The following is a 19,786-nucleotide window of genomic DNA, read 5'->3' as shown; positions in this document are numbered from 1 at the left end:
TTTAGTGTATCAAGGAACAGGATCATGTCCATGACCTCCCCACGGGTGGCAACGACCGATTCTTTTTAAAGTCAGCCATCCACCTTTAAAAGGTCCGTATTTCTTGATAGCAAGAAGGCCGTATTGAGAACAAGTGGGTGTATAACGACATGAAGCACCAAAAAGAGGAGAAATAAAGATCTGATAAACCCGAATGACCAACAAAAACAGCCATCCAAAGAACTTCTTTACAACCTCATTCCATATGAACTTTACTATATTCATCGTGCAATTTAAGCATAAGTGCGTTCATCTTGCTGAAAATAAAATCATAAGGCTCAATCTTATTTCCAATATATTGAATAGAAAGCAAGATGTGATTATCTGCCAGCGAAGGGTAAATTAAACTATTCTTTTGTAAACGATAAGCCTCCCGGATCCGGCGCTTTAATAAATTACGATCAACAGCGCGTTTAAATCTACGTTTAGGTACGGATATTAAAACTTGCACAGGTACGGCAAGTTCTTCAGTCGGATGGAATACTACCTTATAGGGGTATAAAATAAAAGAAGAACCGCTTTCATAAAGGACATTAATAAGTCTTTTATTACAAAGCCGTTCTTCTTTTTTAAATTTATTTCTTTCCATTTAACAAGTACTTCTCAAATACACTCAAATCCCCAAACGGATAATAAGGCAGAAAAGCACCAGCTAATGAATTAAGATTTATGACGACCTTCGTCAGATACGGATAATCTTTTTCTTCCTTTAGCTCTTCTGGCAGCTAAAACTCTTCTACCGTTTGCAGTGCTCATACGCTCTCTGAACCCGTGCTTATTTCTTCTTTTACGCTGCGAAGGCTGAAATGTTCTTTTCATGACGTTATATTAAAACTCTTGTATATTAAATTCTAAAAAATTGAGAATGCAAATGTAAAGCTTAATCATTATATTATCAAATAAGATTCGATAATATTTTATGCCTGTCTTTTCAATAAATCCCTGATCTCTGCAAGCAACTCTTCTTGTGTCGGACCAGCAGGTGCAGGTGCCGGCTCTTCTGCCTTATTCTTTCTTTGCAATGAATTAATCCCTTTTATTACTAAGAATATAACGAAAGCCACAATTAGAAACTGAACAACCACATTAATGAAATTACCATACATAATGGCAACATCAGGAACATCATTTGCCGGATCGCCTTCTTTAATCACATATTTCATGTAAGAAAAATCAATGCCACCTGTAATAAAACCAACAATCGGCATAATCATATCATCAACCAATGAAGTTACGATCTTTCCGAAAGCAGCACCGATAATCACACCGACAGCGAGATCCACCACGCTTCCACGCATGGCAAACTCTTTAAATTCTTTAATCATTCCCATTATTTGTCGTTTAAATGAATAGATAACAAAAAATTTGCATTACAATAATAGAAAAATTATAGCTGATTCTTACCAGAAAGAAAAATTAATACAAAGATACCGTCAAGATTTTTTATATTAACACCTAGAACATATATAGCAAAAACTGCATTTTTGTCAAGCAACAAATTTTTACACTTTTTAATGTAAGTTTGCCCTGTATAAAGAATATGCTTAAACAAAGTCTACAACAAAAACTATTACAAAAACTATCACCTCAGCAGATACAGTTTATCAAACTACTGCAGGTGCCTACCGTTTCATTAGATGCCAGGATCAAGGAAGAGCTAGAAGAAAACCCTGCTCTGGAAGATCTTAGCCTTGCCAACATGAACGAACCACAAGAGGACTATCCCGACAAAGACCCTGGAGACCAGGCTACTCAGGAAGAACAAAACTCTGATAACGAAGAGTTTAACGTCGAAGAATACTTGCAAGACGACAATATAAACGATTACAGCGGTTCAAGCAATCATAATAACGATGATGAAGATGACCGAAAAGAAATACCAATAGCCATTCAGCATTCATTTTTTGAGAACCTGAAACAACAATTGGATCTATTGTCTTTATCAGAAAAGGATTTGTTAATTGGCCAACAGATTATAGGAAGTTTAGACGACGATGGCTACCTACGCCGTCCCATTGAATCCCTAACTGACGATTTAGCTTTCTCTCAAAATGTAATTGCAAGTGAAGACGAAATCCTCAATGTACTGGAGAAAGTCCAACGCTTCGACCCTTCTGGTGTTGGGGCCCGGGATCTGCAAGAATGCTTATTAATTCAATTAAGAAAAAAAGACAACCAAAACGTAACGATACAAAAGGCAATACAGCTGATAGAAAACCATCTGGAGGAATTCACAAGAAAACACTACGATAAATTAGAAAGGACTCTTAACATCAATTCAGAAGAGCTGAAAGCCATTATTGATGAAATCTTAAAACTAAATCCCAAACCAGGCGACTCTGGAGCCGTTGCAGGAAAACAACTTCACGTTATCCCCGATTTCCACATACAAAACAATGATGGTACACTAACGCTGACCTTAAATTCTCGCAATGCCCCTGAACTTCGGGTAAGCAAATCTTATCAGGAAATGTTTCAGCATTATGAGAAATCAGACCAGAAGGACAAAAAGATGAAAGAAGCTGTACAGTTTGTAAAGCAGAAGCTAGATTCTGCAAAATGGTTTATTGATGCCATCAAACAAAGACAGCAAACACTTTTAAAAACCATGAGTGCCATCATGAACTATCAATACGAGTATTTTCTTACAGGAGATGATCGAAATTTACGCCCCATGATTCTGAAAGATATCGCAGATAGGGTTGATATGGATATATCCACTGTTTCTCGCGTAGCAAACTCCAAATATGTTCAAACCGAGTTTGGCACATTTCTATTAAAATCCTTTTTCTCAGAAGCCATTCAAACTGAAAGCGGAGAAGAAGTGTCTAACAAAGAAGTTAAGAAGATTTTAGAAGAATGCATCGCTAATGAAGACAAGAGAAAACCTCTTGCCGATGAAAAACTAACGGAGATATTGAAAGAAAAAGGTTACCCCATTGCCAGAAGAACCGTAGCAAAATATCGGGAAGCCATGAATATTCCGGTTGCCAGATTGCGCAAAGAACTTTAATTAAAAAAAAGCTCAAACATATATCGAAAATTTCTTACCTTTGTCCTTTGTGAAAATTGAAGTCTTTTACTTCATTCCCAAATGCCAAGATACTGTCAAAAACAACGGTACAGATCCTATTTTCCATTTATTTGAGGCCTTCAATGGCCATTTTTTTTATCCGCTGATTTCTGAAAATTTTCACGCCTCACCATTTAGAAAAAGAAATAATTAAAAAGAATGACTACTTACACAAATCTACCAGCGATTTTATTATTAGAAGACGGCACTGTTTATTATGGCAAAGCAGCCGGAAAAATTGGAACCACAACAGGTGAAATTTGCTTCAATACTGGAATGACTGGGTACCAGGAGATTTTTACAGACCCGTCCTACTTCGGGCAAATTATGGTTAGCACCAATGCTCATATCGGAAACTATGGGATAAGCGACTATGAAGAGGAATCAGCAAAAATTCAAATAGCAGGTCTGGTATGCAAAAACTACAACATTACACCAAGCAGGAAAATGTCGAGCAAGTCAATTCAGACCTACTTTGAAGAAGAGAACTTAGTGGGTATTTCAGACATTGACACTCGTTCCCTTGTTCGTCATATCCGCGACAAAGGAGCAATGAACGCAATCATATCCTCAGAAATCTTAGATATAGAAGAATTAAAAAACCGATTGAAGGAGGTTCCATCCATGGAAGGACTGGAACTGTCTTCACAAGTATCAACCGAAGAACCTTACTATTACGGTGATGAAAATTCTGAATACAGAATAGCGGTATTAGATTTAGGAATAAAGAAAAACATCCTGAGAAACTTCGGCAATCGCGATGTTTATTTAAAAGTCTTCCCTGCTAAAACTACATTCACAGAAATGGAAGAATGGAAACCTGCCGGCTATTTTGTTTCAAATGGCCCTGGCGACCCTGCAGCAATGCCTTATGCTCTGGAAACCGTTAAGGATATCCTAACAGCAGAGAAACCAATGTTCGGTATCTGTCTGGGACATCAACTACTTGCATTGGCAAACGGAATTGGAACAGAGAAAATGTTTAACGGTCACCGTGGAATAAACCACCCGGTTAAAAATATCATCACCGGTCAATGTGAAATAACAAGCCAGAACCACGGCTTTGGTATTGTAGCGGCCGATGTTGAAAAATCAGATAAAGTAGAAATCACACATAAAAACCTAAACGATCATACCATTGAAGGTATCCGTGTTAAAGGAAAGAACGCATTTTCGGTTCAATATCACCCCGAAGCTTCACCTGGTCCTCAAGATTCAACATACCTGTTTGATAATTTTATAGATTCAATCAGATCAGCTAAATAGTGCTATTTTACCGAAATAATATTTAATTAAATTATCCTATATTTGACATTCCTATTACAAGGGTACTTTTAACACTAAGAAATTTTTTAATAAAGAATAATAAAAATGAGTTTAATTATTGATGTACATGCGCGACAAATTTTGGATTCGCGCGGTAACCCAACAATCGAAGTTGATGTTACAACCCAAAATGGATTTGTAGGACGTGCAGCAGTTCCCTCTGGTGCTTCAACCGGAAGTTACGAAGCGGTTGAACTTCGTGACAACGATAAATCAACATACCTAGGTAAAGGAGTTTTACAAGCAGTAAAGAATGTAAATGAAACCATTGCTCTTGAATTAAATGGAACTGACGTTTTTGAACAAAATGCTATTGACAAATTAATGAATGAGTTAGATGGCACTGAAAACAAAGCAAAATTAGGAGCAAATGCAATATTAGGTGTCTCTTTAGCCGTTGCAAAAGCAGCAGCACAAGAAAGCGGACAACCATTATACCGTTACATTGGTGGTGTAAATGCAAACACATTGCCAGTTCCAATGATGAACATCTTAAACGGTGGTTCACATGCTGATAACAAAATAGATTTTCAAGAATTCATGGTAATGCCTGTTGGGGCAGAATCTTTCTCTGAATCGCTTCGTTGGGGAGTAGAGATTTTCCACCATCTTAAAGATGTATTAAAGAAAAAAGGCTATTCAACAAATGTTGGAGACGAAGGTGGTTTTGCACCTAACATCGGCTCAAACGAAGAAGCTGTTGAAACAGTGTTGAAAGCTATTGAAACCGCAGGTTTTAAACCAGGTGAAGATGTTTTCATCGCAATGGATGCTGCATCATCTGAGTTCTACGATAAGAAAACCGGACTATATACTTTCCACAAATCAGACAACAAGAAAATGACCACTGAAGAGTTGGTTAACTATTGGGTTGAGTGGACTAAAAAATACCCTATCATCTCTATTGAAGATGGTTTGGATGAAGACGACTGGGCTGGATGGAAAGCATTAACAGATGCCATTGGTGATAAAACACAATTAGTAGGTGACGATTTATTCGTAACCAATGTAACTCGTTTACAAAGAGGAATTACTGAGCATATCGCCAATTCAATCTTAGTTAAGGTTAACCAAATAGGTAGCTTAACAGAAACTATCAATACAGTATCATTGGCTCAAAACAATGGCTATACATCTGTAATGAGTCACAGATCTGGTGAGACTGAAGATTATACAATCGCAGATCTTGCAGTAGCTTTAAACTGTGGACAAATTAAAACCGGTTCTGCATCTCGTTCAGACAGAATCGCTAAATACAACCAACTTCTTCGCATCGAAGAAGAATTAGGAAGCAATGCAAGATTCTTAGGAAAGAACTTCAAATTTGCAAAGTAATTGCTTCTCTCCAAAAAGAGAAGGCTATCATAAAAAATACCCCAAGAAAGTTAACACTTTCTTGGGGTATTTTTTATGATAAAGAAAAAAAGCACAGTTTTAAAGTTAATCTGTGTAAACAAAAGAAAAAGGATCTGAGCCCTTCCTATTAATGAGTTCCCCAAATTCAAATAATGTATTGGCTGTGTTATGATGGTGTCAAGAAAATCCTATTAGAAAGGTGTGTAGGACTTTTCACCGGATGTATTTCATGAATTTGCAATCCTTTAAACATTTCAGAAGTAGCTTCATTTTTACTTATGCATCTTCGTTTGATATATCTTGTATCTTATATTGATTAAATCCTAGTGAGGTTAATAATCCTTTTAATTCATCTTCTATTATTTTATTACCTGAAACTTCTAAAACAACTTCCAATACCTCGGGAGACGATGTTTCTTCTATCACTTCTCCTAAATTTCTACCTTCTATAGTATCGACTAAAAGATGTCTTAAATCTAAATCTGATTTGATATTACTTTTGTCCAAGTGAATTTCAATAAGAAGGGTTTTTATCTTCATTGTTTCCTTTTCAACTTAAAAGTTTCTGCAAATCCACTTTGAGCAAATCCACTTTAGTATCTAGTTTTTTCTTCTTCACTACTTCCATCAACAAATCCAGCTTCTGTAAAATGGACTGTTTCAAAAAGCTATATCGCCCTTCCTCGGATTTACTAAAAAAATTATTTTGGTTTACAACTATTGGTATGCCAATAGATTTTTCATTCTTACGATAAGCTTCTATTTCTTTTAAAGCTTGCTCCATCATCGGTATTGGGTTTACATAAAACTGAAACAATACTAATTTCAAATCACTTCCATAATCCTCGTGGTTTAGCTTCTTCAGTATATCGCAAATACCATTATCTCCCCAAATATAATTTCTAAATAATCGTCCTTGTTCCATTGCCAAATCTTTTACTACTTGGTCAGCGTCAGGAGATGCTTGTGTTGCTGAAACATAACAACCTAATATATTTTTATCATCACTCATTTTAGTGCATATTTAAGTTTAACGGTCCCCGTAAAATTTGATTTTGCTGAAACTCCCATTGGTAGGCTGCTGCTCTATTTGGAAATGGTATAGCTTCCATATACTTACCTTGCATAAACGTTTTAGTATATCTAGTTTCTGGGATTAACTTGGATGTGATACCATTCTTTAAAAACGTACCATCGGTAGAATACAACTTGTAACCCCACGTAGGTTTAAGGCTCTTTAATGAGTTTCCATGTACTGCAACCTGCTCTACTACGTTCGTACTTGCATTAGCCGATTTAATTAAACCTAATCCGCCTAGACCCGCAGTTCTGGCAAGTTTTGCTGGAATAGAGAATGCTCCTAAAGTGAACGCATCAAAAACTGCGTAGGTAAAGTCAATCGCCGCGCCCGTATAATCACCCTGCATTAGTTTTTCTCCGCTTGCCAATGAAGGTCCAATAATCGGAGTATTATCAACAAATTGTTTTCCCAGGCTAGGCTCTTTATTCTCTTTCTTCTTTTTCCTTTTATCTTTATCTATATCATCCATTACACTGACGATATATTCATTTCCATCATCTGCATGAGGAGCAACATGATAATTAACTGTCTCCGTGAACATACCGTTAGGATCGAACTTTCCAACGGGGTCACTCAAAGCATAATTATATGGTGATATATCATCATACATCTCTGCCATAGGATCAATCATATTCCACCTTCCAATCGTCGGGTCATACAGCCTCGCGCCGTAATCAAGCATTCTGGTTCCATCCTGAAGCTCCTTGCCATTATAAAGATATTTATTTTTCGGTGATCCTACAATAATATTTTGCTGATACTGCAGGCCGTATGGATAATAATCACTTCTAAAGCTGGCAGTACTTGGGCTGGCCTGCTTAAAACCTGATCGGTTATTACCCAGATGATCCTGCAAGAAGTACTCATACGTATAGGTCGTTCCACTTTTAACGATGCGACCTTCTTCCATATGCACCAGGTTCAAGACCCCATCCTGCCACTCGATACCATCAATATAATCGGTTACAATGGTCCCCTGCGTACTGCGGAGTTTTCTTCCACCTGCGTCATAGCTATAGGCAGCGTTGCCTTTTGTTGCCGTAACAGCGCTGGGCAGGTTCAGGTGGTTATAGGTAACAGCAGTAATGTTATTGCCAGGCTGGGCGCTGTTCAATCGACTCTTGATATTTCCGTTGGCATCATAGGTATAATTGGTAGTCCCAGTAAGGTAGTATTCCAACGTGGCATTGCTACTACCATCAACCACCTTGGTCAGCCGATTGCCACTGTAGCTGTAGTTCAGAGCATCCAGCACAGTTGAGCTGGTTCCTGTGCGAGAAAGAGAGACAATGTTACCCATCTTATCATAAGTCAGCAATTCCTTGCCAATACTGTTGGGCATAGTGCCTTGCAGCAGCCGATTCAGTTTATCATAAGTGTAGGTATAACTCTGCTGGGTCGTAGTACCATGCTGCCACTGCTGATAACTAATATTTCCATTATACTGAGATACAACTCCGCTAATCACATCCTCATATTTCAGGTACTGCTTGAAAAGAGCTGAACTGCTCTCTTTGAGCCACCCTCGAGGGTTATAGGCATAGTTTATCGACTGTGCAAAAGTTAACCCATTGCTACTGTGTAGATTTTTACTACGCAGCTGCCCGATTTCATTGTACACATTACGAGAAATGGTTATCATGGTGCCCGCATCGATCTTCTTGCGTGTATCAGTAAGTCGGTTGCGATGGTCATACTCGTACTCAGTAAGCACAGTAACAGCAAGGGTGCCCGCTGTACTCCCTGTAAAGTGTTTTTTGGTGCTACGTGCAGGCTGACCCGAGAAAGTATACTCGTTACTAATTTCATCATAATTGCCAGCGCTCACTGTACCTCCTTTGTAATGTTGGTTGAACTGCTTTACTACCAACCCCTTGTTATCATAATGCATTACATTCCAAAGCATATTTGAGGATCCTGTACTTCCCAACACCTTAGTTAGTGAAGCAGTCAACATACCTCGAATCATTGTACTTTGCCCCGTAGCTGGCTTATATGTAGCTGGTAAAGAAGGAATGGAATAGGTATCATAATAGTTTAGGGCAAGAGTGGTAATTATACCACTCGTCGGCCATGATCTATTTGTGTAGCCTGTACCAGTACCGGTATACTCTTCCCAAACATTTCCGGCCACTTGTGAGTTTACAAGGGCTTGTACCGCATCACGACTAATGCTTGTGCCACCGTTGGTCCAAATGCCGTTCAGCACCATTCTACCTAGTCCATCATATTTGTTAACAAACCATTCTTTAACAACCCTTTGATTGGCATCTTGGCTGGCAACCAGCTGATCAAGATTGTTGTAGACCAAATATTCTATATCTTTTCCAGGAAGTTGCTTCTCTACAAGCCGGTTCTGCTGGTCGTAGCGGTAACGATAGGCGAAGTTATTTAGTTCTGCGACTGTGGGAACTGTGGTTCGGTCAGGACCGATACCTGGAGGAAGCACAAAACTCAAGCTCCCAAAATCATCATAAACATAATAGGTGCTCAATATCTCATCAGCGGTACCGTTTTTATTGAAGCTTCGCTTGAGCACCACACGTCCCTGCTTATCCATATACTCTTCAGTGGTACCTAGTCTGGCAGCAAAACCTGAAGCAGATACCCAATTCTCGTCTTTAGTTACCGTAACCTGAAGCTGTCCTGCAGCATAGGCACCGTTAAGAGTCAACGTGGCCGTGCCGTTTGATGCCAAGCTAACCCCATAAAGCGCCACCCGTCTAGTGTTAGCTAAGTCTGAAAAAGCAGTAATATTGTTAACTGTCCAAGCTGTTACAACTGTATGGCCCGAAGTTGCCGTACGAGAAGTCGCCGGCTGCCACACTTGGCCGGGAAAACCCTGTTCCTGCACACGGTTGAGAGGCGATGCTTCGAAAACCATAACAGAAAACGGCTTGGAGTTAGCTACCTGTCCAATCGGAGGAGTTGAAGAATAATAGCTTCCCTGCGCAGCTATAGCACCAGTTTTAAAGGCACCACCTGTCCCCGTAACTGTGGCATAAGGAAGGTAGCCCTTATCCTGTCTACCGAAAGCATCATAACTAATCGGGACAACAATGTCTTTCCCTCCATCCGGAGAAGCCTTTACCAGAACCTCCTGAAGCGGTCTTCCTAAACCATCAAGATAACTAATATCAATCATGGCCTGATCAAGACTCAAGGATGACGGCGCAGTAGTCAAAGGTGCAAGGTAAGTACGACTCATAATGTAGTTCTGATTATCACTAACTGGCCCTTGACCCCATACAGGCACAATACCAAGCAACAGCAACAAAACTGCTGCTAGTTTCTTTATCTGATTCTTATTCATTATATGTAGAGTTTCTGTTAAGGTTTATAATGATATTTATAATCGGTAACAATGTGGTTATTTTCATCTCGGACTTCTTTTAGACGTTGCATCTCATCATATTCATAAGATACTATACGTCCGGAAGCATCCGTCATACTTGCAACTCCAACCAATGGTTTATATGTGTAAGTAAAAACCAGAGACTTTGGTAGGCCTGTACGCAAAAGGTTCATCTTTTGGTTTATATAACTATCTGTTATCGAAGACGAATTAAATTGTGTAATTACGCTAACACCCCCAATTTTCGTCAAAACGTCAGAATATGTTGCGTTTTCTATTTTTGAAATAAGATATTGACCATTATATCCCCAAAGATATGTAGTACTAGGTCCGTTTTGTTTTTTCATTTCTAATACGTTTCCATAACTATCGTATTGTAGGAAGTTTAAGTAGTTATAAATATTTGAATTTCTGTCTTTCCTGTAAATATATTGAGGGGCGAATACATTTCCCCATGTACTATAAGCGACTTTATTATAATCAATTATCTTGCTATTTTGATATACAGTCTGTTCAATAGGTATTCCAACCATATTACGAGATAAATATTCAGAGTAAGAGGTTAAAGTACTAGGAGTATAATTCAACAGATATTTGTATTCCTCTATTATTTTCTGATTATTTGAGTGCACCTGGGACATCTTTGAAATTTTATAATTCAATGGATCATATTCATATCGTTTCAAAAGAATATTCTTTAAACCACCGAAAAAATTGGTCTTTTGTAACGAATCCAGTTGAACTGAAAAACTGCTGATGGCCGATATAATAACATCGAATCGATTATCTTTTAATTGAGGGGTGGCGAAGCTGCACTGGAGAGGCCCATCATACAAGTCAGAAACAGAGATGTTTAAATACCGATGTTCAATATTACGAATTTGGTAGAAGTTGTGTTCGCTATATAGAGTATCTAAGGCATTGTTTAAGATACTTAATTTGAGGAGCTTTCCATTAAGGGCCGAGTTGTACAAGCTCTGAGGGATAAATTTTTTAGAGTCCGAAAAATAACTCGGAGAAGCGGTATTATAAAAATGTTTAATAGTTGAACCATTATTAACGCTATTGTCCGTTTCCTTAATCACCACTCTTGAATATCCAACTGAAGATGGAGCATGTGAACTTGAATAATTAAAAAGATTGTCAGAATAAAGAAAATCATCGACTCTGTATTTGAAATAAATAATTGGAGGATTACTTCCAGCTGTTAATATTTGAAATCTTGTGTTTTGTCTGTACGAAAAACGGATAGGATTAATCAATTTTCCAGAACTACTTTGATCTTCATTAAGATATTCAAAAGACTTTGTATTCAATATAGTTGCATCATGTCCATAATTTTTTAAAGTTTTAATCCTCAAACCGCCTACGTATGAGTCATATTCCTGATCAGTATCAATTATATTAAAATATGTGAGTTCACCAACTGTTCCGTTTGGCATTGAATAACCTTGATCAGGAAATCCAGGATTAGTTGCACTTAATACAACTAATCCTGGAGGCAAGACTACATCCTCTTCAATAGTTACAGATTTTGTGTTGTTAAATTGCTGTTTTTGAGCATCAGTCATTATATAATACTTTTTGATAATAGGAGAAGATGTATTAGCTTTTGTAACAAGAATAACTGCGAAGTTCTCGAAATTGGTAATAGGTAGGGTCTGAGCAATAAGGGTCACTTTGATCCTTCCTTTCACTTCTTTCGTTAATGTGAAAGTGGTTGAGGGCGTGCTAAATGTACTGTTTCCATTATTTCTAACTGTAGTCAAAACATTTTGTAAAACAGGCTGACTAGACTTGACATAAGTCACGTTATTGACCTGATTTGGTTCATAATCAAACTCAGTACTGCCGCCAGTGGGATATATTATGTTCTTTAAAGACCCTCCTTTTACATAATTACTATTGACACCCCTATTTGCTGCCCTATAATTAACTAATGTATTAGGTACGTCTTCTTCAAAAAGTAATGATGCTGGGGTGGGAAGCAGTGTTCTATTACTTGAATGGATAGCGTTGGTCGCTATTCCCGAAATTGTGCCGCTAAATGTATTATTCTCTCCATTATAATATCCCCAAAAATCCTGTGAAAAAGAATTTTTATATGGCAAATTATCATAATAGCTAAATGTATGTACTTTCTTTTCGGTACCAACGCCTTTTACAACTATCTTATCTAATTTTAGACGTTTAATCACATAATCTAAAGTAGACAGGTCTGTTCCATCTGCGCTTCCGTTAAAATAACTTTTTTGAAAATCAACCTCTTTAATAAGGACTTTATTTAACCGATTATATACACGAAGATACTTTAAAGCCAATCCATTTCTTAAATCGATCCGCGATTCTGTAATGAATACAATACTATCCAATGGAGTTACAATATATTTGGGATATTTGGCATTAAATTCTTCCACATAGGTAGTTTGCCGAACAATACTTTCGATAGAACCTTCTTTTTTGGTAAGAACATCCGAGATCTGAGGTAAAAGTTGTAGGGACGTTGATACATGAACAGTTTTTAATAACTCTTTTCCTTGAAAAACAATGTTAGTCAGATGCCAAGTGTTGACAAGCTGATTAAAATTGGAGTTGTACCTAAAATACTCGTTCGCATTGAAAAAATATTCATATCCAACATCATCAACCATCTTCCAACCATTGCCAATCTTTTCGATCTTAAATTTTGTTTTCTCTCCTACAGGTATTATTTCATTTGTATTGGCATCAATGGAAAATTTAAACGCGTTGCCTAAGACATTTACATGGTATATATCCCTCTCTCCGTTTCCGTTTAGAACATCGTTAATAACATTTCTATTTGGCACAGGAAGGGTTTCATCATAAAGACATCCATCAGCGTTCATGACATGATAAGTTCCCATAAACCGCCTTGGATGGCCTCCCGCAGAAATTGAATGATCAATAGCTACCTGCTTTTCTGCTTTAGTGGAAAAGGATATTACATTGTCAGGGCCACCTACTGCTTCTACTGAAATGGTCCCTAGATTACTTATGTTCCAACCTAATCCAACCCAACTTGCTTCATCAGTTACTTTTATTCCTCCAGCATGGTAATCCAGTGAGATAGAAAAATCTTTATCCTTTAACTTAACAGAATGTAATGGAATGGTAATAGATGGAATGCCGGTATATTCACTAACAGGCACTTCTCCGAATCGATCGTTCCATTTTCCTTCAGGAGTTTGGGGAATAAAATTAGGAACATTAATAGTCTGGGCTGAAAGTCCAAAAGAGACAAGAAGTAAATTCAATAATATCAGTACTAAGAATATGAATTTTTCAGGAGGATATAAGTTTAATTTCATTTTCATATGGTTGTATGATTGTTTGTCGCTAAAGTAATGCCTCCTTCTGGTTCGTTGAATTTTATAAGCTTTAAAAATTATGCATAAACCGCATAATTTTTAAAGCTTATATGCACTTATTAAGCATGATAGATAGATACTTTTATTATCTGAAATTAATAATGAAACAAGAATGAAAAGAGAAGAAAAAAAGGACTTTATAAAGCTTCAAGCATTCTCCTTAACAGAAGTACTGGTAGTATTAGTGATTATTGGAATATTGGTTCTCTTGGCTTTACCCAACTTGATGCCATTAATAACCAAAGCTAAAAGCACGGAAGCTAAAATGCAGCTACAGCATATTTATACCTTGCAGAAAAACTACTTTTATGAAAGGTCTATTTATAGCTCTGAATTACAGAGTCTTGAATATGAACAAGAAACACTTTCTTCCGAAGGAGGACAGGCAAACTACCGTATTGAAATTGTAGAAGCTGGACCAATAGGCTTTACTGCAAAAGCAACTGCCGTTGCAGATTTTAACGGGAATGGAATCTACAATGTTTGGGAAATTGATGAAACTAAGAACCTGAGGGAAGTTATTAAGGACTGATATGGTTGCATTCTATATTATTGTTATTATTATTTTGCTGGCAATAATCTGGCAGGATTTTAAGGAAAGAGCAGTCTATTGGTTCTTCTTTCCTGTTTTAATAATTCTTGTCATCATAAAAGACTCATATGTTGGAAACCTTCCTTTTGAGGAATACTTTGTCAATCTTAGTTTTATAGGCCTTCAAGTATCTGTTTTGCATAATTACTATTATATAAAAAAGAGAAGATTAGTAAAAATGGAAAGCTATTTAGGATTAGGAGATGTTTTATTCTTCATTTTTCTTGGGTTTCTCTTCTCACCGATAACCTTCCTAGTCTTTCAACTTAGCTCGCTTTTACTAATCTTATTGTATTTATTGTTCTTAAAAAATAATAGAAATATTCCATTAGCTGGCTGTCAGTCAATCATACTGATTATTATAATTCTGATAAATCCCTTCACACAGGAAACACTTTTTAATTCGGATGAAATTCTAATTCATTATTTAACCCGTATTTATGAATAGTAAAAACAATACCATTATTGCTGCTAACTTACAAATACTTAATGATGATCAGGCCTGGCATTATAGAGCAATTGCCCATCGAGGAGAATATGGTATTGAAATCCATACTGATAATCAGGATAGTTTAATAAAGGAAGAATTGGAGTTTATGGTGGGCGAAGCTGTAAAAGTAATATTAACCGACAGAGAAGAGCTTACGAAACAATTACAGAAGTATCATCCCAGGATTAACATAAAAAAGGGGGATAACCCCAGAATATATACCGGCAATTCTGAGAACTTTCTTAATGACTTGATTTTAGAAGCCAACCGATTGAAAAGTAGCGATATCCATATTGAAAGCTACGAGCAGAGTTGCAGGATAAGGATACGCATAGACGGTCAGATGGCAGAACGCTACCAGTTAAAAAAAAATGAATACCCCGCTATAATTAATAAAATAAAAATATTTTCAGGTCTGGATATTGCGGAAAAGAGATTGCCTCAAGATGGAAGGATAAATTACAGTGATAACCATTCCCGCTTTGATATCCGTGTTTCCATTTTACCTACTCTGCATGGGGAGAAGATTGTTATGCGACTGCTTAATAATGATGCAACTAATATCGATATAAATAATGTAGGGTTTAATGAAGATGATTTGAAACACTATCTAGAGAGTGTTAATCGTCCAAATGGAATGGTTCTTATAAGTGGACCAACCGGATCAGGAAAAACAACTACATTATATTCTACTTTAAAAGTACTTAATAAAGAATCAAGGAACATTCTGACCATTGAAGATCCTATTGAATACACGCTGGAAGGAATAAATCAAGTTCAACTTAAAGAGAGCATTGGTTTAACATTTCCTGTTGCATTGAGGACGTTTTTGCGTCAGGATCCTGATATCATTATGGTAGGTGAAATCCGTGATGTAGATACAGCTGCCATGGCCATCAGGGCTTCATTAACTGGCCACTTGGTACTGTCAACCATTCATACAAATTCAGCATGGGGAACTGTTTCCCGATTAATTGATATGGGTATACCTGCGTTTCTTTTAGCCAATACTCTTAACGCTACTATTGCGCAACGTTTATTGCGGGTTTTATGTCAGAAATGTAAAGAAAAAGAAGCATTTAACCCCGAACTGTATCCGCCCAAGTTTAAACCTTACTTTACAGTAAACGAACATTATATTAAAAAAGGTTGTGATTCATGCTTTCACACTGGGTATAGCGGTCGCAAAGCAGTTTATGAAATAATTCCAATTGACACGGAATTGGGGATGAAAATTAAAGACAATTGCTTTGACATAAGTCCAGAACTAAAAAAAAGAAAAATTAAAACTCTAGCTGAGAATGCTTTTTCCCTATTCGCATCTGGAGAAACGACCCTAAAGGAAATATACCCCCTATTATTTAATTACTAAGAATTGAAGACTTTAAATTCCATACTGACATTTATATATATTTTAATAGGATGTCTGATTCTACCAATACCTTCGTCTGCACAGACTGATGAAAGGCTTGATCGTATCGAACAACACCTTAATACCATAGCATCCAGTTCACCTGGAATTAATGAAATAATAAATTTATCGGTTTCTGGAGTCTCAATTCAAGAATTTCTTAGAGCATTGGCAGAAGCTGCAGATTTAAATATTAATGTAGATCAAAACCTAGATAGAACCATTTTTAATAACTTTCAAGCTGAAACGGCATTGAATATATTGCTTTTCCTTGCTAAAGAGTATGATCTCGACTACTCATTTATTGGAAATATTATTTCCGTTAAACCATTTGACAGCTCGAAACAACCCCATAAGGCCTCAATCATAAAGGCTTCGTTTAACACTAACGCTAACACGATAACTTTGGATTTAAAGAATGATAGTTTAAGTGTTGTATCAAAAACGATCACTAAGCTTACCGGCACAAATGTTATTGTTACGAGTGATTTGAAAGGTCAATTAATAGAATTGTTTGTAAAGGATATGCATTTAGATGATGCTTTAAAGCAATTAGCCTTTAATAACAAGATAAAACTGAAAGAAACATCCGATGGAGCATTTGTTTTTATGCCTCTTGCACTAAATGAAGAGAATTATATCGGAAGTAATGATTTAATTGGAATACGAAGAGTCAGCAAGGTTGCCGATGGTCAAGCTGGGACACCCTCAGGGCTGCAAATAGAAGCAAACGTTGATAAAACAGGCTTGCAACAACTAATTTCGGTTGATGCTCAAAACATACCCATAGAACAGATCATAAAAACGGCCGCGGAACAAATCAATGCTAATTATTTTCTGTATGATGGCATTATAGGAACTGTAACCACACATTTACAGAATGTGAGTTTTGAAGACCTATTAATTGCATTATTAAAAGGAACAAATTATACCCATAAAAATATCAATGATATTTATACCATTGGTAGTAGAAATCTAGAGGGTTTGCGGGAGATTAAAGTAATACAGCTTCAACACCGAGCTATAGACACTATTCAGTCCATGATTCCATCTGAATGGAAAAAGGGTATAGAAATAAAGGAATTCAGAGAGCAAAATACTTTACTTATTACAGGTTCAGGACCTCAGGTAAATGAAATAGGAAATTTGATAAAAGAATTGGACAAACTAGTTCCTATGATTTTAATAGAGGTAAATATGCTTGATATTCGGAAAGGGCATGAGGTAAAAACAGGAATCCAAGCGGGTATTTCAGATTCGATACAAACAGGGGGAAGCATTCTTCCAGGCATTGATTATACATTTGGAGCGGCTTCTATTAATAATTTCTTATCAAAAGTAGGCGCAGGAGGTACTTTCAATTTGGGTCGCGTAACTCCTAATTTTTATGTGCGATTAAGTGCTCTAGAGCAAAATAATAATGTGGAAATGCGTTCAGTACCAAAACTATCAACTTTGAACGGACATACTGCTTCATTAAGTATAGGAAATTCCAGATACTACAGTGTGTCAACCCAAAATGTTTTGGGATCTCTCAATCCTCAGACGGTTGTCACTGAAACTTTTAACAAAGTTGATGCGGCCATGATTATTGATATTAAACCCATTGTTTCGGGAGATGAACAAGTTACATTGAATATAAAAATTGATATCTCGGATTTTACTAAAGATACTCCTCTAAATCAACCCCCACCTTCAACTACAAGTAAATTTGAATCAATAATCAGAATTAGAAATGAAGAAACAGTTGTACTAGGAGGCATTGAACGTTTTGAATCGTCTTCGAGTGGTAGTGGTGTTCCACTATTAGCACGTATCCCTGGGTTAAAATGGCTATTCAGTTCAAGATCGAAATCCAGAAATAAGGTTGTTTCGGTGGTATTTATTAAACCTACAATTATTTATCAATAATGATGAATCAATTTATATCTTATTTAACGCGGATGCGTTCTACTGCTGGGGTTGAGATTTATCTCCTTGAGAATGATAAGATTGTTATCCGTTACGCAAAAATAAAACGTAAAAGAAATATTGTAACCTTTGAAGAAGGAGAATACAACTTCCAATGTATCGCTGATCTTTTAAACCGCATCAACGGCTCTTTACCTATCGCCTTATGTTTAAGCGGAAAAGGAATCATACACCGCTCTTTCCCAAGCGTAAAAAATTTTTCCGCAATAGATTATGGCCAAAAGATAATACCTACTGCTACGACAGATGATTTCTTTATTCAACTCACTACAATAAGAGAAATCACATTTGTTTCAATGGCTAGGAGAGACACAATTAAAATGATTATTTCCGATTTTGAAAATGCAGGTCTGGAAATTCATACTTTAACCTTAGGGCCTTTTGCTTTAATACCCGTATGGAGTTATTTGCATTTGAACAAGAGTGATACTTTTCAATTGGATGCACACCTCTTTGAAATGACTGAAGACAAACCCACTGGTTATATTTTGAAGTCTCCATTAACAGAACGGTCTGATAATATACGGTTTGCTAATGAAGAAATGAGCGAGTGTATGGTTACAGCTTACGCGACTGGATTGTGCCTAATAGCGGGTATTTCATTTCCAACTATAGAGTTAAACTCTTTTGGCATATCAAAAGAAAACATTGACCAACGTTCAATATTTAAGAAAGTTCTCCCTACAGTTCTTGGAATTTTCCTGTTAGCACTTTTAGCCAATACCTACTTTTACAGTTATTATTCTTTGAAAATGAATGAAGTTAACACCGATAGTTTAGGATTATTAAAAGCTGAAGAAAACAGACTAATAAATGAACTTGAAAACGATCAAAATTTAATCAATAATATAACAAGACCTTTAGATAGTAAGTATGGTTCTTTGGTAAGGCTTTCCGATTTATTAGCAGCAAGTCAACCATCGTCTATTACTCTTGAAGAGATGACAATTTTTCCGAGAGATAAGAAAGAGAGCCGAAGGACAAGAAAATCTAGTTATGATTTCACTTTAGTCCGGATATCTGGAAATTGTGAAAATGGAATTGAATTAAATACATGGATAAATATAATTCGGCAGTTTAATTTTTGTAAAAAAGTTGAAATCAGCGAATATACAGAAGAGAATAATAGCTCAAGGTTCACCTTAAATCTGAAAGTAGAATAACATGTTAAACCTGCAAAAATATTCATGGAAAATCAAAAACTGGATTTTAAGTACAGGAAGTCTCATACTTTTCTTTTTGTTTTATCAATTGGCGATTAAAAAAACCGTAAACCTAAGAAAAGCATATTATGAACAACAAAACAATATAGAAGTTCAACAACAAACTTTTAGAAAGATTAATGTATTAAGAAAAAATATAGAAACCTACTCAATAAATGACTTAACGGGGACAAATAATGTGTTTTTCGAGAAGGAATATATGGTTGAACTGGCCCATAAATTTGAAATAGAAGCGAAGAATCTATCAGAAACAACGACTGTAGAAGAGGAGAACAATTTTGTCAATTATAATGCTTATTATTTTTCGGCCTCTTTCACCAAGTTGTTATTTCTCCTGAACCAAATCGAAAAAAATCAAAAAATAAATATTTTAAATGCTTCTTTCTATAAACAAAAGAACAATATAACGAGAGATTTTGAATTAATTATGAAATTAGAAACAGCAAGAATAGAAACGATTAATAAATAATTTATATTACT

At 36.4% G+C, this 19,786-nt stretch carries 17 protein-coding genes; 9 read left to right on the top strand and 8 right to left on the bottom strand.

Annotated features, from left to right (window positions below):
- Positions 1 to 9: 9 nt before the first annotated feature.
- The 4 genes from yidD to mscL all read right to left on the bottom strand — a co-directional run bounded on the left by yidD (position 10) and on the right by mscL (position 1,370).
- The gene (gene yidD, locus VL047_RS01500; RefSeq protein WP_325357794.1) at positions 10 to 264 is read right to left on the bottom strand and encodes a membrane protein insertion efficiency factor YidD; all 255 of its coding nucleotides are present in this window, start codon (positions 262 to 264) and stop codon (positions 10 to 12) included.
- Positions 236 to 628 (bottom strand): ribonuclease P protein component, encoded by a 393-nt coding sequence (locus tag VL047_RS01495; protein WP_325357792.1) that lies wholly within the window; start codon positions 626 to 628, stop codon positions 236 to 238. The genes yidD and VL047_RS01495 overlap by 29 nt, the downstream gene beginning before the upstream one ends.
- 71 nt (positions 629 to 699) lie before the next feature.
- Complete coding sequence (gene rpmH / locus VL047_RS01490) at positions 700 to 858, bottom strand: 50S ribosomal protein L34 (protein WP_132224529.1); 159 nt, start codon at positions 856 to 858, stop codon at positions 700 to 702.
- Positions 859 to 956: 98 nt separating this feature from the next.
- The gene (gene mscL / locus VL047_RS01485) at positions 957 to 1,370 is read right to left on the bottom strand and encodes a large-conductance mechanosensitive channel protein MscL (RefSeq protein WP_325357789.1); all 414 of its coding nucleotides are present in this window, start codon (positions 1,368 to 1,370) and stop codon (positions 957 to 959) included.
- A gap of 209 nt (positions 1,371 to 1,579) precedes the next feature.
- Between mscL and rpoN the strand changes: the two genes are divergently transcribed.
- The 3 genes from rpoN (at position 1,580) to eno (ending at position 5,773) form a co-directional block, all read left to right on the top strand.
- A complete protein-coding gene (gene rpoN, locus VL047_RS01480) occupies positions 1,580 to 3,052 on the top strand; it encodes an RNA polymerase factor sigma-54 (protein ID WP_325357787.1) in 1,473 nt (490 codons plus the stop codon).
- 219 nt (positions 3,053 to 3,271) lie between these two features.
- Positions 3,272 to 4,378 carry a glutamine-hydrolyzing carbamoyl-phosphate synthase small subunit gene (gene carA, locus VL047_RS01475; protein ID WP_325357784.1) on the top strand — a complete coding sequence of 369 codons (1,107 nt, stop codon included), beginning with the start codon at positions 3,272 to 3,274 and terminating at the stop codon, positions 4,376 to 4,378.
- Positions 4,379 to 4,483: 105 nt separating this feature from the next.
- Positions 4,484 to 5,773, top strand: coding sequence for a phosphopyruvate hydratase (gene eno, locus VL047_RS01470; protein WP_325357782.1), 1,290 nt, complete (start codon positions 4,484 to 4,486; stop codon positions 5,771 to 5,773).
- 297 nt (positions 5,774 to 6,070) lie between these two features.
- Here the strand turns inward: eno and VL047_RS01465 are convergent, their stop codons facing one another.
- From VL047_RS01465 to VL047_RS01450, 4 genes are all read right to left on the bottom strand, one after another.
- Positions 6,071 to 6,334, bottom strand: a complete 264-nt coding sequence (locus VL047_RS01465; protein WP_325357781.1) for a hypothetical protein — start codon at positions 6,332 to 6,334, stop codon at positions 6,071 to 6,073.
- A gap of 10 nt (positions 6,335 to 6,344) precedes the next feature.
- Positions 6,345 to 6,806: a hypothetical protein gene (locus tag VL047_RS01460; RefSeq protein ID WP_325357779.1), complete on the bottom strand. Its 462-nt coding sequence runs from the start codon at positions 6,804 to 6,806 to the stop codon at positions 6,345 to 6,347.
- Position 6,807: 1 nt separating this feature from the next.
- Complete coding sequence (locus tag VL047_RS01455) at positions 6,808 to 10,083, bottom strand: DUF6443 domain-containing protein (protein WP_325357777.1); 3,276 nt, start codon at positions 10,081 to 10,083, stop codon at positions 6,808 to 6,810.
- 122 nt (positions 10,084 to 10,205) lie between these two features.
- Positions 10,206 to 13,559 (bottom strand): RHS repeat domain-containing protein, encoded by a 3,354-nt coding sequence (locus VL047_RS01450; protein WP_325357775.1) that lies wholly within the window; start codon positions 13,557 to 13,559, stop codon positions 10,206 to 10,208.
- 172 nt (positions 13,560 to 13,731) lie between these two features.
- Here VL047_RS01450 and VL047_RS01445 point away from each other — a divergent pair, with 172 nt between their 5' ends.
- The 6 genes from VL047_RS01445 to VL047_RS01420 are packed head-to-tail and all read left to right on the top strand — an operon-like array spanning position 13,732 to position 19,775.
- On the top strand, positions 13,732 to 14,151 hold the full coding sequence (locus VL047_RS01445) for a type II secretion system protein (protein ID WP_325357773.1): 420 nt from the start codon (positions 13,732 to 13,734) through the stop codon (positions 14,149 to 14,151).
- 1 nt (position 14,152) lies between these two features.
- On the top strand, positions 14,153 to 14,659 hold the full coding sequence (locus VL047_RS01440; protein ID WP_325357771.1) for a prepilin peptidase: 507 nt from the start codon (positions 14,153 to 14,155) through the stop codon (positions 14,657 to 14,659).
- Positions 14,652 to 16,073, top strand: a complete 1,422-nt coding sequence (locus VL047_RS01435; RefSeq protein ID WP_325357769.1) for a GspE/PulE family protein — start codon at positions 14,652 to 14,654, stop codon at positions 16,071 to 16,073. The genes VL047_RS01440 and VL047_RS01435 overlap by 8 nt, the downstream gene beginning before the upstream one ends.
- Positions 16,074 to 16,076: 3 nt before the next feature.
- Entirely contained in the window at positions 16,077 to 18,023 is a 1,947-nt protein-coding gene (locus tag VL047_RS01430) for a hypothetical protein (protein ID WP_325357767.1), read from the top strand.
- A complete protein-coding gene (locus tag VL047_RS01425; RefSeq protein ID WP_325357765.1) occupies positions 18,023 to 19,246 on the top strand; it encodes a hypothetical protein in 1,224 nt (407 codons plus the stop codon). The genes VL047_RS01430 and VL047_RS01425 overlap by 1 nt, the downstream gene beginning before the upstream one ends.
- A 1-nt stretch (position 19,247) precedes the next feature.
- Positions 19,248 to 19,775 carry a hypothetical protein gene (locus VL047_RS01420; protein WP_325357763.1) on the top strand — a complete coding sequence of 176 codons (528 nt, stop codon included), beginning with the start codon at positions 19,248 to 19,250 and terminating at the stop codon, positions 19,773 to 19,775.
- The last annotated feature ends 11 nt before the right edge of the window (positions 19,776 to 19,786 follow it).

It is taken from the genome of Albibacterium sp. (assembly GCF_035514885.1).
Taxonomy (GTDB): Bacteria; Bacteroidota; Bacteroidia; order Sphingobacteriales; family Sphingobacteriaceae; genus Albibacterium.
This window is presented reverse-complemented; position numbering and strand designations above follow the sequence as displayed.

Excerpts from the sequence above, each read along its gene's own strand:
- rpmH (WP_132224529.1), bottom strand. The coding sequence starts at position 858 with ATGAAAAGAACATTTCAGCCTTCGCAGCGTAAAAGAAGAAATAAGCAC.
- VL047_RS01445 (WP_325357773.1), top strand. The coding sequence starts at position 13,732 with ATGAAAAGAGAAGAAAAAAAGGACTTTATAAAGCTTCAAGCATTCTCC.
- VL047_RS01455 (WP_325357777.1), bottom strand. The coding sequence starts at position 10,083 with ATGAGTCGTACTTACCTTGCACCTTTGACTACTGCGCCGTCATCCTTG.
- mscL (WP_325357789.1), bottom strand. The coding sequence starts at position 1,370 with ATGGGAATGATTAAAGAATTTAAAGAGTTTGCCATGCGTGGAAGCGTG.
- carA (WP_325357784.1), top strand. The coding sequence starts at position 3,272 with ATGACTACTTACACAAATCTACCAGCGATTTTATTATTAGAAGACGGC.
- VL047_RS01460 (WP_325357779.1), bottom strand. The coding sequence starts at position 6,806 with ATGAGTGATGATAAAAATATATTAGGTTGTTATGTTTCAGCAACACAA.
- VL047_RS01495 (WP_325357792.1), bottom strand. The coding sequence starts at position 628 with ATGGAAAGAAATAAATTTAAAAAAGAAGAACGGCTTTGTAATAAAAGA.
- VL047_RS01450 (WP_325357775.1), bottom strand. The coding sequence starts at position 13,559 with ATGAAATTAAACTTATATCCTCCTGAAAAATTCATATTCTTAGTACTG.
- rpoN (WP_325357787.1), top strand. The coding sequence starts at position 1,580 with ATGCTTAAACAAAGTCTACAACAAAAACTATTACAAAAACTATCACCT.
- VL047_RS01425 (WP_325357765.1), top strand. The coding sequence starts at position 18,023 with ATGATGAATCAATTTATATCTTATTTAACGCGGATGCGTTCTACTGCT.
- yidD (WP_325357794.1), bottom strand. The coding sequence starts at position 264 with ATGAATATAGTAAAGTTCATATGGAATGAGGTTGTAAAGAAGTTCTTT.
- eno (WP_325357782.1), top strand. The coding sequence starts at position 4,484 with ATGAGTTTAATTATTGATGTACATGCGCGACAAATTTTGGATTCGCGC.
- VL047_RS01420 (WP_325357763.1), top strand. The coding sequence starts at position 19,248 with ATGTTAAACCTGCAAAAATATTCATGGAAAATCAAAAACTGGATTTTA.
- VL047_RS01435 (WP_325357769.1), top strand. The coding sequence starts at position 14,652 with ATGAATAGTAAAAACAATACCATTATTGCTGCTAACTTACAAATACTT.
- VL047_RS01465 (WP_325357781.1), bottom strand. The coding sequence starts at position 6,334 with ATGAAGATAAAAACCCTTCTTATTGAAATTCACTTGGACAAAAGTAAT.
- VL047_RS01440 (WP_325357771.1), top strand. The coding sequence starts at position 14,153 with ATGGTTGCATTCTATATTATTGTTATTATTATTTTGCTGGCAATAATC.